This is a genomic window from Bradyrhizobium sp. MI1.10 (assembly GCF_055811035.1).
On record NZ_JBVVPN010000008.1, the window covers coordinates 134,137 to 149,742 of the forward strand.

A 15,606-nucleotide genomic window follows, 5' to 3' on the forward strand; every position below is an offset into this window, starting at 1 on the left:
GCCGATGAGCGCGGTGCCCATGCTCGCCGATGCGCCCTGGCTGATTTCGGGCGGGACCGCGCGCGTCCTGCAATTGCTCAATGCGGATAGCGAGGAGGCGCGGGTTGTCGGCGGCGCCGTGCGCAACGCGCTGCTCGGCCTCGTGCCCGGCGACATCGACATCGCGACCACGGCGCTCCCGCACGAGGTGATGCGGCGCGCCAAGAGCGCCGGCATCAAGGCCGTGCCGACCGGCATCGACCACGGCACGGTCACCCTCGTCATCGACAGCCAGCCTTACGAAGTCACGACGCTGCGCGAGGATACCGAGACGTTCGGCCGCAAGGCCAAGGTTGCGTTCGGCCGCGACTGGGTGAAGGACGCCGAGCGCCGCGACTTCACGATGAACGGGCTCTCGGTCGATGCTGACGGCGTCGTCCACGATTATGTCGGAGGCATCGCGGATGCGGCCGCGCGGCGCGTGCGCTTCATCGGCGATCCCGACCAGCGCATCGCCGAGGATTTCCTGCGCATTCTGCGCTTCTTCCGCATCCACGCCGCCTTCGGTGCCGGCGATCCCGACCGCGACGGCTATCTCGCCTGCATCCGCGGCCGCGCCGGACTTGCCAGCCTCTCGGCCGAGCGGCTGCGCATGGAGACGCTGAAGCTGCTGGTCGCCGGCGGCGCCTCTGCCGCCGCGCTCGCCATGGCGGACGGCGGATTGCTGCAGGCGCTGACCGGCGGCGTCGTCTATACCGGGCCGCTCTCGGCGATGATCGCGATCGAGCGCGAGCTTGGCCTCACCGCAAGCAGCACGCGGCGGCTCGCCGCGCTGACGGTCGCCGTGACCGAAGACGCCAAGCGCGTCGCCACGCGCCTGAGACTCTCCAATGCGGAAACCAAGGCGCTGGATTCGATGGGGCATCGCTGGTGGCGCCTGGCCACCAAGGGGGAAGCCGATGCGCGGCGGCTGCTCTACCGGCTCGGTGCGGAGCGCTATCACGATCGCGTGTTGCTGGGCTGGGCGCGAGCCGGCGGTGACGTCGGCTCGTCTGGATGGCGTGCGCTCGCCGAGCTGCCGCAGCGCTGGATTGCGCCGAAATTTCCGCTTCGCGCCGCCGACTTCATCGCGCGCGGCATGGCGGAAGGACCCGCGCTCGGACATGTCTTGACGCTCGCCGAGGACGCTTGGCTCGCGGCAGATTTTCCCCTAGATGAAGCCGCACTCGCTTCCATCGCCGATCAAGCTGCGGCACGAATCAGCCGCGATGAGAGAACGTGACCATCGTCTCAGGCTTCGCCGACATCTCGATTTTTCAGCTCCTGCTGGTCGCGTTGATGGCGTTGTTTGCTTCGATCATCGGTGGTCTCGCCGGCTACGGCACCGGCGCCTTGATGCCGCTGGTGCTGGTCCCTCTCGTTGGCGCCGAGCCGGTGGTGCCGATCATCGCGATCTCCGCGATCTTTACCAATTCCAGCCGCGCGGTCGCCTATCTCCGCCATGCCGATCGCCGCCGCGCGCTGATCGTGCTGGCCTGCGCGGCACTGACGACCGCCCTTGGTGCCTACGGCTATACGCGGCTGACCAATGCCGGCGCGGCACTCGTGATCGGCTCCATGCTGATCCTGAGCGTGCCGCTGCGCCGGGTGCTCCGCCGCCGCCAGGTCAAGATCGGCGACACTGGGCTTGCGGCCGGCTCGGCCGGCTATGGCGTGCTGGTCGGCGGCACCTCCGGCTCCGGCGTGGTCCTGCTGTCGCTGCTGATGGCCGCCGGCCTCGAAGGCGCTGCCGTGATCGCGACCGATGCCATGATCTCGCTCGGCACCGGCCTCATCAAGATCTCGGTGTTTGGGCTGGCCGGCGCCGTGACCGCTCAGGTGCTCGCCTTTGCACTTCTGATCGGCGCCATCGCGATTCCCGGCGCGTTCTTGGCCAAGGCCTTTGTCGAGCGGATGCCGGTGCACATCCACACCGCGATCCTCGACGTCGCCGTGATCACGGGCGGGCTGGTGATGATCTCGGCTGCGGCGAGGCAGCTCATCTAACGCCGCCAGGTGTCCCGCTGCGGGTTGGGGTTACGCCGCAGGTCTAGTGTGAGGGACTGCAGTCCAGTTCCTTGATCCTGCCGGCGGCGTCAAACGCCAAAAGTGCACTCATCACACCAGCACTGGTGATGTACGAGATAATGGTGCGGTCGTTCTGCGAGGGATTGAGATCATCCAACGTGCCTGCCGGATATTTTCGGAGGCGATCGACCCAATAGGCACGAAGTGCCTCGCGGCCGGTAATGGTTTGGACACCGGCGCAGCCGCAGTGCACAACGGCATCTTCGGCATATAGCTCCAAGATCGCCTCGATATCGCCCGCGCGATAGGCATCAAGCCAGTCAACCGCAACGGCCATCGGGTCAAAGGACATATTTTTCACTCGCATGCCGTCCAAATCTGCTTCAGGCTCTGGAACTGCCGAGCCTTTTTTGATTTTAATATCCCACCCGGGCACGGCCATATGGCGAACGACATAGAGGACCGGGCCGAGGGCAAGATCGATGTTGGACGCGTCCGCCAGGCAGGGGATACTCAAGCCCATCCGGCTTGTGATCGTCGATCCACAGCCGATCGTTTTGCAGGGACTGAGGTCGGTTCTCGGGACGCAGCCGGACTTCGACGTTGTCGCATCGTCCAGCGATCGGACAAGCTGCCTCGAAGCAATTCGAAAGCTGACACCCGACGTCGCGCTTCTTGCCGACAAGGTGCCGGATCTGACGGCCCCCGAGATCCTCGCGATCGTGAAAGCTGAGAAGCTCTCCACGCGCCTGGTGTTCTTCACCGAGTCCGACACCGACCACGATCTGACGTCCGCCATCGCAGCCGGCGCCTGCAGCGCAATTTCCAAGTATGCCTCTCCCGCCACGATGCTGCGATCGCTGCGGCTGATGACGAAGAGCGGTGTGGCACTGGCGAAGTCCGATCTCTCGGCAGCCGGCAAGGAGGTGGACGGCGACGGCAAAGTCGAAAAGATGCTGGAGCTGTTGACGCAACGGGAACGTCAAATTGCACGGCTGGTGTCGGAAGGACTGTCGAACAAGGAGATCGCGCGTAAGCTCAACGTCTCCGACGGGACGGTCAAAGTCCACCTGTACAATATTTTCCAGAAGCTTGAGATCACCAACAGAACTGTGCTCGCGACCATCGCATTGCTGCAGCGCCCCTCCGGCCTGGCCGCGCTCTCCCTGGCGTTTCTGGCGTTGGCAATTGCGGACGAACTCAAGGCGTCCGAAGCGAACGGCAGCTTTCCGGATCAGAACGGCGTCGGCCATCCGGACGAGCACGCCGCGTACGAGCCCTGGAAAAAAGGCATTCTCCGGCACCTCATCGCCTGGGAATCCGGCGAGACGCCCACGCTCGCCCAGAGAGACTTGTTCGCCAAGGCCGCCCAAATCACGAACCCGGCGGCCGCAATGGAAGCACTGCGCCCGGCCGAGCAATCCGGAGGCGCGAAAGCGTGGACACACCACGGTCCAACTGGATCGGGCGCGCCCGATCTTCCCGTGCCCTTACCGCGAGCAGCAAACGACATACAGGTCGGAGTTGACCCGGCCCCGGAACATCAATTCCCGCGGCTTCTTTCCAATGCGATGTCGATGCAGGGCGGGTATGGCAACTTCGCTATTCTCGCCGGTGCGTTGATCTACGCACTGCAGGATCCCCATCTCGCCGCGCAGGCGCATGACCTCCGTGAAGCGTCGATCGACAGCATCCTGGCCGTTACTGAAGAGAGTGCGACCACAAAACTGGCCGCGATCACCCATGCTGCCGCCAATCATGACGACAATTCAGCCCCGGGTTTCCTGTCGCACGATGTCCGCCTGTCTTCCGCCGTTGCGACCGCTGGACACGACGACGTCGCGGAAGGCGCTCTGGGCCAAAAGGGCCCGGGCGATGCGAGTGACAACCTCCATAAACCCGTTGGCGCGGACCTTGGTCACGATGCCAGTATCGGCTTGGGCGGCAACGTTGAAAAAATTGTTTATCGCTCCCCGATCGATTCCGTGTCTAACGATTCCAAGTCGACCGCTTCCGACACCGTGTTCGATTTCGCATCTGGGTCGAGCAGGATCAATCTTGCGGCTTTCGGAGCGCTTGCTTGGCTGCATATGACGGCGGCAAGCAAGTCTATACCGCCACATACACTCGCCTGGGTCTACGACTCCGCAAGCAACGAAACGATCGTCTATGTGAATGCGACCGATCGTATCCTTGATATCGGCGATCGCGGCTTGCTGGAAATTCATCTGGAGGGAATTGTAGCCGTTGCGGAGGCGGATGTCGTCTCCGAGCCAGATGGCGCGGCTGTCGCGACCACTTTGGAGCAGCTCGAAGCCGCGCTGATACCGGCGACCGCACCCGATGAGGCTGTTTCGAGCAAGGACCATGTCCAGACCAGTATCGAAGGGGGCGAGAGCACGCTCGGGACGGCCGGAGCCTGGGCCCTTCTGGCCAATAACGGCTCGGGTTTCCATTTCGGGCAGACCCGGACCGGCTTGGGAACGCCGTCGAAGTTCGAAACCTCCACGGACCCGTCCGCGGATGCAACGGAAGAGAGCGATGGTGCGTCTGCCGCGTCGGCTCACGGATCATCCATCGAGCTTGCTCATAGTGCCACAGCGCCGGCAGTCGCAAATGTCACGTCGCACAGTGGCCCGACCGACACGGGCACCGGCGTTTCGTCGATTGCACCCAACGAGATCGGCCAACCGAGCGTCGTAACTGCCGACAACGCGGGGCACGGCAACTCGCAGCACGCTTCAGAGCTAGGGTCTGCAAAGGATGCAGCTACCGAATCGACTGAAGCTGGCTCCAAACCGGGCAAGGGCGACGACAATGGCGCCGAGCATCACGCATCGGCTTCGGAAGCTCCGGGAGGGGCAACGCAGAAGGCAGAACCAGCGGGCGCGGAACACGGCAAATCCGGGCACTCAACCGCTGCAAGCCCGCCGGACGGAGCAGAGATCGATCCGGGCGTCGCAACGGCCGCCGGCGCGGGCCACGACAACTCGCAGCACGCATCGGAGCCAGGGTCTGCAAAGGCGGCAGCTACCGAATCAACTGAAGCTGGCTCCAAACAGGGCAATGATGGCGGCCATGGCGGCGATCATCATCACGCTTCGGCTTCTGACGCTGCGCAACCACCAGCGACGACGGCAGAACCAAGCGGCGCGGAACACGGCAAATCCGGGCACTCAGCCGCTGCAAGCCCGCCGGACGGAGCAGAGATCGATCCGGCCGCCGCAACGCCCGCCAGCGCGGGCCGCGGCAACTCGCAACACGCTTCGGAGCCAGGATCTGCAAAGGCGGCATCCACGGAATCGACTGAAGATGGGGCCAAAGCGGGCAACGCGGCCGACCGTGGTGCCGAGCATCACGCTTCGGCTTCTGACGCTGCGCAACCACCAGCGACGACGGCAGAACCAAGCGGCGCGGAACACGGCAAATCCGGGCACTCAGCCGCTGCAAGCCCGCCGGACGGAGCAGAGATCGATCCGGCCGCCGCAACGCCCGCCAGCGCGGACCACGGCAACTCGCAACACGCTTCGGAGCCAGGATCTGCAAAGGCGGCAAGCACGGGATTGACAGAAGATGGGGGCAAACCGGGCAACGGCGCCGGCGATGGCGCCGAGCATCACGCTTCGGCTTCGGATGCTGCGGGGACCATGAAGACGGCAGAACCAGCCACCGTGGACCACGGTAACTCGCAGCACGCTGCGCAATCTGCAGCAATCGCATCAGACGACGCACACCCGGCCAAGGCTGCGTTCGAAATCGGCGGCGCAGACCAAGGACCGGTGTTCCGGTTCGATAGCGGACCAACTCCTTCTCCTCTCGTCGCGATAGTTGAGGTTAAAGAGTTCAATGATCCGCTCGATGGGCACGTTCCGCCCAGTCAGGAAGAGAGCCTCGGGTTCAACGCCAAGCTCGTCCCTCATGCACTGAACGGACACGCGGACGATCACGGCAATAACGGCGCGCATCAAGCCATTGTCCCTGCGCATCATGATCTGCTGATTTGAACCGCTGCAGCGTCATTGACCGAAAATGGCAACTGTCACCGCAGTACAGGTCTCAGGAACACGACGCCGGATCAGCCTCATTGAGCGGAATTGTTCAGGGTTGCAGCCGTGAGAGCAGACGTTGCCGATCCTGATCGCGACGTCGCTGCTCCATCCGCATCCGTTCGAGTTCGCCTTCCGCCTTGGCTGTGTCCTCGTTCTGGCGCTTCATTTCAATGATCAGCGCCTCCTGCTCTGCGAGCCGGCGTTCTCCTTCGACGACGTCGCGCTCGATCTGCCTCAGCTCATCGTATATCGCCGTCGTGTACATCGCGGTCCTCGCGCGGCCGTGCCGCGAAGCACGCCGCAGAGTAGCTTTCGCCTCTTCCAGAGCCTTATCCGGGCCGCGCGGTGCGGCCATGACCGCAGCGCGACGCGCATGACTTTTAACTCAGCCAGCTTCGTGAACGTTCCGGCTGATGCCATTTTTTCCCGGGCTTTGATCGGTCGCACGAGGGGCGGCGTTGTAATCATTTTGGCGGAAGCGGCTCACCTAACACGCGACTGCCTGGAACGGATCTCGTCACGGCGACAATGCGCTCAGCTCACGGCGGCGCTTCAGCCAAGTTGCAAACAAGTGGTCGGCACAATATCGTCGATCGTCCGCCCCCACGTCTTCCGCCCCCATGTCTGACGTCCAATCTCTTCGGGAGCCAACACTATGAATTTGGTCTCAGTGCCCGGCGGGATTCATCGCCCTCCAGGGAAGGTCGATATCCCGTCTGCCTGGCTGGGCGCTGAGATGAAAGCCAATCCTGATCGATGGTTGATATCGCTTACGGCCGGCGAGATTGCGGAACTCGAGGGCGCGGCTGAAACATATCTTGGCAGAAACAAAAAAATCGCCGAGATCACGAAGGAAAGCTTTCCGCTTCCCCACTTCGGCAGGCATCTGGAAGAGCTTAAGACAACGCTCCTGGCTGGCCTTGGCTTCGAAGTCATGCGCGGCCTCCCGGTGGCAAAATATAATCAGGAGTTTGCCGCTACGATCTTTTGCGGAGTGGGCGCGCACCTTGGATCGGCGCGGTCTCAGAATGCAGCGGGTCACATTCTCGGTCACGTCCGTGACACCGGCGCCGATGCAAGGGATCCCAACACCCGAATTTATCAAACGTCGGACCGGCAGACATTCCACACGGATTCGGCCGACGTGTTTGGATTGTTATGCATTCGCGAGGCGATGGAGGGAGGGGATTCTCTCCTCGTCAGTACGACGACAATCTACAACGAGATGTTTGACAGACGTCCCGACCTTGCCGCTCTCTTGTTTGATCCGATCGCGACGGACCGGCGAGGCGAGGTGCCGGAGAACGAAAAGCCATATCTTGAAATCCCGGTGCTGAATTGGCATGTGGGGTTCCTGACCGGGTTCTATCAGCGCCAGTATATCGATAGTGCCCAACGCTTTCCCGATGCGCCAAGACTGACGCCGGCTCACGTCGAGGCGCTCGATCTCTTTGACGCGCTCGCAAATGATCCCGCGCTGCATTTCGGCATGCGGCTTCAGCCGGGCGACATGCAGTTCGTTTACAATCATGCCTTGTTGCACGATCGGACCGGATTCCGCGATTGGCCCATTGCAGGCCAAAAGCGTCATTTGTTGCGCCTTTGGCTCAGCACGGAAGGCGACCGGCCGCTGCCCGATTGTTTCAAACAGCGCTATGGCTCGATTGAGATCGGCAACCGTGGTGGCATCATCACCAAGGGTACCAGTTTGAACGTTCCGTTGGATTGACGTTCGAAGCATCCAGCGATGTCCGCTCTTATGCCGATATTGGTAGAGGAGCGGACATCGTTGCTGCGAAGCCTGGCACTAGATCGAGGCAGGCCATCTCGAGGCCACGGTCCGGCGCCATTTTCCTTTGCGCAACCGCGGCAAATGTCGCGATGGGCCAAAAGCGGAAGAATTTAGTTGGACAAAGGTCCGCCTTCTTTGGCCGGCCTCGTCGCGCAGGAGGCCGCTCTATCCGAGTGCTATTCAAGCCCGCCAGAAGGACTTTTTGATTTCCAGAGCGATGTCAGACCAGGACAATCCGACATCATGCAAGTCGTGGTCAGTCCATTGCGCCAATTCGCGGCGCTGCCGAACCCGTTCGCGCCAAATTTGCAGTGTGACAAACGCGCGCTTCACTGCGTCAGAAAGCTGCGAACCGTCGGACCCCACGGTCTTCGACATCCGGGCACCATACGAGGTCGATCGGCCCCTCCCTTTCACCGTCAGTCCTTTGCTCGGCCAAGCCAGATCGCGACCGCACCGGCGAGCAACACAGCGGCCGAAATGAGCAGCGAGGTATGTGCGCCCGCAATGAACACGTTGTTGTCTCCGACCAGCGAGCCGAATAGGGCAACGCCAAGCACGCTGCCGGTCTGCCGCGTTGCGTTCAAAACGCCCGCGGCGATGCCGGATCGCGACTTCTCGACACTGCCGAGCAGCGTCGAGGTCAAGGACGGCACGAGCAAGCCGAGCCCGCCGCCGAGGATCACAAGCTGAGTGCCGATCGCCCCGTAGCTGGTGCCTGAGGCCATAGGCAGCAGCGCAACGCAGCCCGCGGCAGTCATCGCACAAGCCAGTGCAATTGTTTGCGGCGCGCCGAGGCGCTCGCTGACCGATGCGGCGACGAGGTTGGCGGGCAGCACCATGCCCATCATGGGAACGAAAGCGAGACCCGTTGCGAACGGCGACCAGCCATTGATTTTCTGGAAGTAGAGACTGAGCACGAAGATCAGGCCGTAGAAGGCGATGTTGAAGAGGAGCCCGACCAGAGCGGTCAGCGCAAACACGCGGTGGCGGAACAGCGAGAGTGGCAGCATCGGTTGTGGCGCGCGCGCCTCGCGCCATACGAACAGGAGTCCGATCACGGCCGCTGCCACGAAGCCCATGATGACGAGCGGATGACTCCAGCCGAGCACGCCGCCTTCGATCAGGGCGCCGGCCAGCGTGCCGAGGGTTGCAATCGCCGCGATCTGTCCCGGCAGATCGATCTCGCGCTGCGCGAGCCGCGGCGTCTCCTCGGCATAACGCCAGGCAAGCCAGAGGCCGGCGGCGCCAATCGGCAGGTTGACGAGAAAGATCGCTCGCCAGCCGACCAGCGCGATCAGCGCGCCGCCGACAAACGGCCCCGAAGTCAGTGCGACGCTCGCACCTGCGGCCCAGAAGCCGATCGCGCGGCCGCGCGCCTTCGGATCGGTATAGGCATGATTGAGCAGCGTGAGCGAGTTCGGCACCAGGATCGCTGCTGCCAGGCCCTGCACGGAGCGTGCGGCGATCAGGAATATCGCCGACGGCGCCAGCGCGCAGGCGAGCGAAGCCAACGTGAAGATCGCAAAGCCCGCGATGAATATCCGTTTGGCGCCGACGCGGTCACCGAGCGCGCCGGAGGTCAAAATGAAGGCCGCGAATGCGATGGTATAGGCGGTCACCACCCATTGCAGCTCGGCCACGCTACCGCCGAGCGAAGTGCCGATGCTGCTCAGCGCAGTATTGACGATGGTGATATCGAGCTGCACCACGCCAAGGCCGAGGCTCGTGGCAGCAAGTGCCAGCGCCGTCGCGAGAGGCGAACGGGATGACGTGTTGTCGGAGTGGGCTAGTTCCGGCTGTCTTGTATTGAACGAAGTTGTTGGCATTGATCACACTCAGTTGCCTGCGAGAATTTGACGGCCCTGATCAGCCCACTTCGCGATGGTCATTCGATACCAACCGAATACTCGGAGCCGCGGGATGATCTTTCTCCTCGTCGCGGCATTTCTTCACCGGGCCTACTGGCGTCCGGGCAACCTATGTTTCGTGATCGATCCAGTCTCGCGGAAACACTACGGTCTTGACCGAAGTATCCGTGCTTGGCACTGCGTCCTTATCGGCGTACGAGAAGGGCATGGACACGGGACCCAAAATCGCCCAAGTCGCAGCGGTCATCGGCGATCCGGCGCGCGCCAACATGCTGAGCGCGCTGATGGATGGCCGAACGTTGACCGCCTCGGAGCTCGCCTATGTGTCTGGCGTGGCGCCGCAGACAGCGAGTGGCCATCTTGCGAAACTCAGCGACGCGGGATTGCTCGCGCTCGCAAAGCGGGGCCGACGGCGATATTTCCGCCTGGCCTCTCCGCACGTCGCGCGCGTGCTAGAAGGTCTCATGGTCGTGGCGCAGGACGGCCCTGCCCGGCAGCGCAATCTCTGGCGCGGTGGAGAAACGCTCCGGCACGCGCGCACGTGCTATGACCACATGGCAGGCCGCATCGCCGTCGCAATCGCCGACCGGCTGGTCCAACAGTCGTTTATTTTGCTCGACGAGGATGGCGGGCAACTCACCGACGCCGGCCGGTCATTCTTCAATGAGTTGGGCGTCGATCTTGGCCTCGCCTCTAAGCGCCGGGTGTTCTGTCGCCCCTGTCTCGACTGGAGCGAGCGCCGGCCGCATCTGGCCGGGGCAGTCGGCGCCGCCATTCTTGATCACGCTCTCGAGCACGATTGGGTCGAGCACGTCAGGGATAGCCGAGCGCTCGTCGTAACCCCGGTTGGCGTTAGAGAACTCGCCACAAGGTTCGGCATTGAGGGCGTACCCCCGACGGACGGTCACGATGGGCGTGTTGGATCACTATCCGGAGGCCGGGTATCAGCTATAACGGTCGAGTCAGCGCCTCCCGGACGGAGGTAGTAGCGCGATTAGCCATTTTAGGCTGTGGTGACCGGAGCTAAGGCAGATGCGCTCCATTGTGGCCGTTCTGCGCCCTGCAGCGATGTCCGCTACCGCGCCATTGTTGGCGAAGAAGCGGACATCACGCGCGCCGGAGCTGTGCGCTACGATCAAACCAGGACGCGGCCTCAGCCGCGCTTACTCCTCGTCTTCGTCGTCCTCGTCTTCGTCTTCGTCGAGCTCTTCCAGTCGATCGAGGACCGCGAGCGGCAGCGTCTCGCGAAACAGATCGCCTTCCGCGCCCATCCAGAGACAGATCACGTCGTCGCCCTTCACGTCAGCGACTGTGAGCGGCTGCCCGCCGGATTTCAGCATGACGATATCGCCGGCTTTTAGTTCCATGGATGGTCCTTTCGGGTTGATTGACGGAGAAGCTAGCAAACCGGCATGACATGCCGATCACGGGCTACTCGGTCAGTGGATGTGTTGCGGTAGCGCGCATCCGCCGGCCGTGCTGCTGAAACGTCGATCAGAGAGCTTTAGGCCGGAGCGATCCCATCACGAGAGGCAATGGCGCCTGTTCGATGGATGGCGCAAGGGCTCTTCCGTCCCGTGCGTCGCGACCATGACACCATGCGCCTGTTTTGCCCGACGGAGCAACCGATTTCGTCGGATCCGCAGTTCGCGTTTTCCGCAAGTCGTTGATTTTGCTGCGGCCGTCTACTGTGCATGGGGTTGTTTTCGATGTTTTTGTTTACGCACCCTGATTGCAGTCAGCCCGGCACCAGTTCTGTCAGCGAGCGGATGATGCGGTCGGGCTTGACGATCGAGCCTTCGGGCAGGCCGTCGCCATGCACGTCGATCCAGATCGAGTAGATGCCGAGACGCTGCGGCGTCACGACTTCCCATTCCAGATTGTCGCCGATCATCCAGGTATCCTCAGCGGTGACGCCAAGCGCGTCCATCGCGTGCAGATAGGCACGCTCCTCGGGCTTGCCGAAGCCGTGTTCGCCCTCGATCTGGATGTGGTGAAAGCGATGCGCCAGCTCGAACCGCTCGACCTTGGCGCGCTGGGTGTCGGCGGCGCCGTTGGTCACCAGCGCGAGCTTGATGCCGAGCGCCTTCAATTTGTCGATCGCATCATGCGCGCCGGGGAAGACGAACATCTCCTCCTCGCGATAGGTGGTGAAGCGGTCGGCGAGACGAATGGCGAGGTCGTCCGGCAAGGCGCGGTGACCAGCGGCCGCGAGCGCGGCAAAACCGCCCTTGACCGTGAGATGGCGGGCCTCGGCGAGCTTCATCCGCCACGAAGCGTCCGCATTGGCCCAAAAATTTTTCGCAAAGGCCAGCACCGTGGCTGCAACCAGTTGCGGCGGCAGCGGCGCCAGCTCCTCGGCGAACTCCGCTGTGATCGTGTTCCAGGCGATCTCGGGCCGCGCATAGGCCGACAGGATGGTGTCGTCCATGTCGATCAGCATGGCGCGCGGCAGCGGCCTCATTGCGGGCTTCATCGTCGTCATGGCCACTTCACCTCCGGCGGCAGCGACGACAGGATCGAATCCACATTGCCGCCGGTCTTGAGCCCGAAAATGGTGCCGCGGTCGTAGAGCAGGTTGAACTCGACATAGCGGCCGCGCCGGATCAATTGCTCCTCGCGATCCTGCGCGGTCCAGCTCGTCGCGAAATTGCGCCGCACGATGTCGGGATAGATCTTCAGGAAGGCGCGGCCGACATCCTGGGTGAAGGCGAGGTCGGCGTCCCAGTCGCCGCTGTCGTGCCAGTCGTAGAAGATGCCGCCGATGCCGCGCGCCTCTTTCCGGTGCGGCAGGTGGAAATACTCGTCGCACCACTTCTTGTACTTGTCGTAATCGGCGATGCCGTTCGGCTGGGTGCAGGCCTGTTTCATTGCGGCGTGGAAGGCGATGCTGTCGGCATCGTCCTGCGTGCGGCGGCGGTCGAGCACCGGCGTGAGATCGGCGCCGCCGCCGAACCAAGCTTTCGTCGTGACGACGAAGCGCGTGTTCATGTGCACCGCCGGCACGTGCGGATTGCGCAGGTGCGCAATCAGCGAGATGCCGGAGGCCCAGAATTTCGGGTCGTCCGCCGCACCGGGAATCTGCGCGCGAAACTCGGGCGCGAATTCGCCGTGCACGGTCGAGCAATGCACACCGACCTTCTCGAACAGGCGGCCTGACATCATCGACATCACGCCGCCGCCGCCGGCCGCGCCGGTATGATCGGTGCGCTGCCACGGCGTGCGTTTGAAGCGGCCCGGCTCGCCCGAATAGAGGCTTTGCGGGGCATCGTCCTCCAGCCGCTCGAAGCTCGCGCAGATGTCGTCGCGCAAGGATTCGAACCAGGCGCGAGCGCGGGTCTTGCGGTCTTCGATCGTAGAAACGTCCATATGCAAATCCCAACGAACCGGCTCGTAGGGTGGGCAAAGGCGCACTTGCGCCGTGCCCACCATTGATCACCGTTTATCTTGAATGGTGGGCACGCTACGCTTTGCCCACCCTACGAATTTCACCCTTGCGGACCGTAATAGGTGCAGCTCTCGTTGCAACTGTCGCGGTGGATGCTGACGCGGGTGAGCTTGCCGATGTGCTGGAGCCGCTCCCAGACGAAGCGCGAGAGGTTTTCCAGCGTCGGTGTGCCCAGCGCCTCGATCTTGTTGAGGTACTTATGGTCAAGCGTCATGCGCACATCCTCGATGGCGCGCTGGACCAGGCCGAGATCGACCACCATGCCGGTCGCAGGGTCCGGCGTGCCGCGCAACGTCACCTCGGCGCGGAATGAGTGGCCGTGGATCTCTTCGCTATCAGCGCCGAATGTCGTTCCCGACAATGAGTGCGCCGCCTCGAAGCGAAACGATTTCGTCAATTCCCACATCTGTTCGAAAACCAATCCTATCTGATACCGAGCGATTTATGCGTCTGCACGCTGAGCCGCCATTGCGGATGATTGAGGCAATAGTCGATTGCGCCCGCGGTGTTTTGGGCGACTTCGGGCCCGTCCATCGGCTGCAGCGAGAAGCGCTCGAAGGCGAGATCCGCGAAGGCCTCCGGCATGGCGAGCGGCTGCGGATAGACCAGCTTCAGCTCGTGGCCGCGCCGGATCACCAGATCGCTGCCGCCCTTCGGGCTGACGCAGATCCAGTCAAGCCCCTCGGGCGGGGCGATCGTGCCGTTGGTCTCGACGCCGATCTCGAAGCCGCGGGCATGGAGCGCGTCGACCAGCGCCGTATCGACCTGGAGCAGCGGCTCGCCGCCGGTGAGCACCACATAACGGTTATCGGTGGAGGCTGCCCATTGCGCGGCGATGGTGTCTGCGAGTTCCGCGGCCGAGCCATAGCGCCCGCCGAGCGTGCCGTCGGTGCCGACGAAATCGGTGTCGCAGAATTTGCAAATGGCCGCACTGCGGTCCGCCTCGCGCCCGCTCCAGAGGTTGCAACCGGCAAAACGGCAAAACACGGACGCGCGCCCGGCATGGGCGCCTTCGCCTTGCAGCGTCAGGAAGATTTCCTTGACCGCGTAACTCAACCGTCTCTCCTCAACATATCAACCTTGCGGGTTCCGGAGCTGCCGCAGCGCTTCGCCTGCGGCCATCGCCGCGGTCATGGCGACATTGAGCGACCGCAGCCCCGGAGCGATCGGGATCACCAGCCGCGCGTCCGCCGCCTCGACCACCGCCTCGGTGACGCCGGCGCTCTCGCGCCCGAATAGCAGGATGTCCGCCGTCTGGTAACGGAAATCGCGGTAGTCGGTCGCGCCTTTGGTGGTGAACAGCAGCAGGCGGGCGCCTTGCGCCGCGCGCCATTGCTCGAATTTCGACCAGGAGTCGTGCCTGACGATGCTGACCTGATCGAGGTAGTCCATTCCCGCCCGGCGGAAATGCCGGTCGGAGACGGGGAAGCCCGCCGGTTCGATGATGTGGGCGGCCACGCCCAGACAGGCGCAGAGCCTGAGAATCGTGCCGGTGTTCTGGGGGATGTCGGGTTGGAAAAGCGCTATCTGCATGGGCTGTGCATGGGCTGTCTCGGTTCGGTGCGGGCCGGAAATGTCTCAATAAAACATCGCTGGCCGCGGAATTCGTGCATTGCACGCTCCCGCGCCGATAGCGGGCTTGCGCTCGCCCGGCAAGGGTGCCAATAGAACGATTCTGGACTGCTGTTTTCGCCTTGTTTTGGTGGGGGCACGTGAAGTTCTGCCGCCGCGGGGGGCCGCGGGCGCCGGCAGGCTGTTCTGGGGACCTTGGGGGCTCCCGGAGCGGTTCCGCCGGCTGCATAAGAAGAAAGGGTTGGAATCGTGACGACAGCGTCTTCGGCGGACCATCCGACACGCCGTGATTTCTTATTCGTTGCAACGGGGGCAGCTGCAGCAGTAGGGGGCGCAGCCGCGCTCTGGCCCTTCATTTCCCAAATGAATCCTGATGCGTCGACCATCGCCGCCGGTGCGCCGATCGAGGTCGATCTCAGCCCGGTCGCCGAGGGGCAGGACATCAAGGTGTTCTGGCGCGGCAAGCCGATCTATATCAGCCACCGCACCAAGAAGCAGATCGACGAGGCGCGCGCCGTGAACGTGGCGAGCCTGCCCGATCCGCAGTCCGACGAGGCCCGGGTCAAGTCCGGCCATGACCAGTGGCTGGTCGTGATCGGCATCTGCACCCATCTCGGCTGCATCCCGATCGCCCATGAAGGCAATTACGACGGGTTCTTCTGCCCCTGCCATGGTTCGCAGTACGATTCGTCCGGCCGTATCCGCCAGGGGCCCGCGCCCGCCAACCTGCCGGTGCCGCCGTACCAGTTCGTTTCCGACACCAAAATCCAGATCGGCTGAGCTTCGGGCCCTCGTCCGAAGCTTCGCGCCGTCTCGTCGTACTATTTC

At 63.3% G+C, this 15,606-nt stretch carries 16 protein-coding genes; 6 read left to right on the plus strand and 10 right to left on the minus strand.

Going from position 1 to position 15,606, the window contains the following annotated elements:
• The first annotated feature begins 4 nt into the window (after positions 1 to 4).
• Positions 5 to 1,261 (plus strand): CCA tRNA nucleotidyltransferase, encoded by a 1,257-nt coding sequence (locus AC0L3K_RS11100; RefSeq protein ID WP_473365975.1) that lies wholly within the window; start codon positions 5 to 7, stop codon positions 1,259 to 1,261.
• The gene (locus AC0L3K_RS11105; RefSeq protein ID WP_473365976.1) at positions 1,258 to 2,025 is read left to right on the plus strand and encodes a sulfite exporter TauE/SafE family protein; all 768 of its coding nucleotides are present in this window, start codon (positions 1,258 to 1,260) and stop codon (positions 2,023 to 2,025) included. Before AC0L3K_RS11100 ends, AC0L3K_RS11105 begins: the two co-directional genes overlap by 4 nt.
• Positions 2,026 to 2,068: 43 nt before the next feature.
• Here the strand turns inward: AC0L3K_RS11105 and AC0L3K_RS11110 are convergent, their stop codons facing one another.
• Positions 2,069 to 2,569, minus strand: a complete 501-nt coding sequence (locus AC0L3K_RS11110) for a nuclear transport factor 2 family protein (RefSeq protein ID WP_473365977.1) — start codon at positions 2,567 to 2,569, stop codon at positions 2,069 to 2,071.
• Between AC0L3K_RS11110 and AC0L3K_RS11115 the strand changes: the two genes are divergently transcribed.
• Positions 2,529 to 6,050: a LuxR C-terminal-related transcriptional regulator gene (locus tag AC0L3K_RS11115; protein ID WP_473365978.1), complete on the plus strand. Its 3,522-nt coding sequence runs from the start codon at positions 2,529 to 2,531 to the stop codon at positions 6,048 to 6,050. The genes AC0L3K_RS11110 and AC0L3K_RS11115 overlap by 41 nt on opposite strands.
• A 94-nt stretch (positions 6,051 to 6,144) precedes the next feature.
• On the opposite strand, the gene AC0L3K_RS11120 is transcribed toward AC0L3K_RS11115, so the two are convergent.
• Complete coding sequence (locus AC0L3K_RS11120; RefSeq protein WP_354169712.1) at positions 6,145 to 6,450, minus strand: hypothetical protein; 306 nt, start codon at positions 6,448 to 6,450, stop codon at positions 6,145 to 6,147.
• 300 nt (positions 6,451 to 6,750) lie between these two features.
• Between AC0L3K_RS11120 and AC0L3K_RS11125 the strand changes: the two genes are divergently transcribed.
• A complete protein-coding gene (locus AC0L3K_RS11125) occupies positions 6,751 to 7,824 on the plus strand; it encodes a TauD/TfdA family dioxygenase (protein ID WP_473365979.1) in 1,074 nt (357 codons plus the stop codon).
• Positions 7,825 to 8,067: 243 nt separating this feature from the next.
• On the opposite strand, the gene AC0L3K_RS11130 is transcribed toward AC0L3K_RS11125, so the two are convergent.
• Entirely contained in the window at positions 8,068 to 8,265 is a 198-nt protein-coding gene (locus AC0L3K_RS11130; RefSeq protein WP_354127387.1) for a DUF1127 domain-containing protein, read from the minus strand.
• A 41-nt stretch (positions 8,266 to 8,306) separates the two neighbouring features.
• Positions 8,307 to 9,716, minus strand: coding sequence for an MFS transporter (locus tag AC0L3K_RS11135; RefSeq protein ID WP_473365980.1), 1,410 nt, complete (start codon positions 9,714 to 9,716; stop codon positions 8,307 to 8,309).
• 248 nt (positions 9,717 to 9,964) lie between these two features.
• Here AC0L3K_RS11135 and AC0L3K_RS11140 point away from each other — a divergent pair, with 248 nt between their 5' ends.
• On the plus strand, positions 9,965 to 10,744 hold the full coding sequence (locus AC0L3K_RS11140; protein WP_354169719.1) for an ArsR/SmtB family transcription factor: 780 nt from the start codon (positions 9,965 to 9,967) through the stop codon (positions 10,742 to 10,744).
• A 177-nt stretch (positions 10,745 to 10,921) separates the two neighbouring features.
• Here AC0L3K_RS11140 and AC0L3K_RS11145 read toward each other — a convergent pair whose 3' ends face one another.
• The 6 genes from AC0L3K_RS11145 to AC0L3K_RS11170 all read right to left on the minus strand — a co-directional run bounded on the left by AC0L3K_RS11145 (position 10,922) and on the right by AC0L3K_RS11170 (position 14,739).
• Positions 10,922 to 11,125 carry a YodC family protein gene (locus tag AC0L3K_RS11145; RefSeq protein WP_354169721.1) on the minus strand — a complete coding sequence of 68 codons (204 nt, stop codon included), beginning with the start codon at positions 11,123 to 11,125 and terminating at the stop codon, positions 10,922 to 10,924.
• A gap of 371 nt (positions 11,126 to 11,496) precedes the next feature.
• Positions 11,497 to 12,243, minus strand: a complete 747-nt coding sequence (locus tag AC0L3K_RS11150) for an HAD family hydrolase (RefSeq protein WP_007595054.1) — start codon at positions 12,241 to 12,243, stop codon at positions 11,497 to 11,499.
• Positions 12,240 to 13,127 (minus strand): oxygen-dependent coproporphyrinogen oxidase, encoded by an 888-nt coding sequence (gene hemF, locus AC0L3K_RS11155; RefSeq protein ID WP_219684501.1) that lies wholly within the window; start codon positions 13,125 to 13,127, stop codon positions 12,240 to 12,242. The genes AC0L3K_RS11150 and hemF overlap by 4 nt, the downstream gene beginning before the upstream one ends.
• A 119-nt stretch (positions 13,128 to 13,246) precedes the next feature.
• Positions 13,247 to 13,612 carry a 6-pyruvoyl trahydropterin synthase family protein gene (locus AC0L3K_RS11160; RefSeq protein WP_473366017.1) on the minus strand — a complete coding sequence of 122 codons (366 nt, stop codon included), beginning with the start codon at positions 13,610 to 13,612 and terminating at the stop codon, positions 13,247 to 13,249.
• Between the two features lie 17 nt (positions 13,613 to 13,629).
• A complete protein-coding gene (gene queE / locus AC0L3K_RS11165; RefSeq protein ID WP_473365981.1) occupies positions 13,630 to 14,262 on the minus strand; it encodes a 7-carboxy-7-deazaguanine synthase in 633 nt (210 codons plus the stop codon).
• Positions 14,263 to 14,280: 18 nt separating this feature from the next.
• Positions 14,281 to 14,739, minus strand: coding sequence for a tRNA (cytidine(34)-2'-O)-methyltransferase (locus AC0L3K_RS11170; protein WP_473365982.1), 459 nt, complete (start codon positions 14,737 to 14,739; stop codon positions 14,281 to 14,283).
• Between the two features lie 288 nt (positions 14,740 to 15,027).
• Here AC0L3K_RS11170 and petA point away from each other — a divergent pair, with 288 nt between their 5' ends.
• A complete protein-coding gene (gene petA, locus AC0L3K_RS11175; protein WP_007595042.1) occupies positions 15,028 to 15,558 on the plus strand; it encodes a ubiquinol-cytochrome c reductase iron-sulfur subunit in 531 nt (176 codons plus the stop codon).
• Positions 15,559 to 15,606: the final 48 nt, after the last annotated feature.

Bases quoted from the DNA above. Each gene is read 5' to 3' on its own strand.
- AC0L3K_RS11150 (WP_007595054.1), bottom strand. From the start codon at position 12,243: ATGACGACGATGAAGCCCGCAATGAGGCCGCTGCCGCGCGCCATGCTG.
- AC0L3K_RS11100 (WP_473365975.1), top strand. From the start codon at position 5: ATGAGCGCGGTGCCCATGCTCGCCGATGCGCCCTGGCTGATTTCGGGC.
- AC0L3K_RS11170 (WP_473365982.1), bottom strand. From the start codon at position 14,739: ATGCAGATAGCGCTTTTCCAACCCGACATCCCCCAGAACACCGGCACG.
- AC0L3K_RS11120 (WP_354169712.1), bottom strand. From the start codon at position 6,450: ATGGCCGCACCGCGCGGCCCGGATAAGGCTCTGGAAGAGGCGAAAGCT.
- AC0L3K_RS11110 (WP_473365977.1), bottom strand. From the start codon at position 2,569: ATGGGCTTGAGTATCCCCTGCCTGGCGGACGCGTCCAACATCGATCTT.
- AC0L3K_RS11130 (WP_354127387.1), bottom strand. From the start codon at position 8,265: ATGTCGAAGACCGTGGGGTCCGACGGTTCGCAGCTTTCTGACGCAGTG.
- AC0L3K_RS11135 (WP_473365980.1), bottom strand. From the start codon at position 9,716: ATGCCAACAACTTCGTTCAATACAAGACAGCCGGAACTAGCCCACTCC.
- AC0L3K_RS11115 (WP_473365978.1), top strand. From the start codon at position 2,529: ATGTTGGACGCGTCCGCCAGGCAGGGGATACTCAAGCCCATCCGGCTT.
- hemF (WP_219684501.1), bottom strand. From the start codon at position 13,127: ATGGACGTTTCTACGATCGAAGACCGCAAGACCCGCGCTCGCGCCTGG.
- AC0L3K_RS11145 (WP_354169721.1), bottom strand. From the start codon at position 11,125: ATGGAACTAAAAGCCGGCGATATCGTCATGCTGAAATCCGGCGGGCAG.
- AC0L3K_RS11125 (WP_473365979.1), top strand. From the start codon at position 6,751: ATGAATTTGGTCTCAGTGCCCGGCGGGATTCATCGCCCTCCAGGGAAG.
- AC0L3K_RS11160 (WP_473366017.1), bottom strand. From the start codon at position 13,612: ATGTGGGAATTGACGAAATCGTTTCGCTTCGAGGCGGCGCACTCATTG.
- AC0L3K_RS11140 (WP_354169719.1), top strand. From the start codon at position 9,965: ATGGACACGGGACCCAAAATCGCCCAAGTCGCAGCGGTCATCGGCGAT.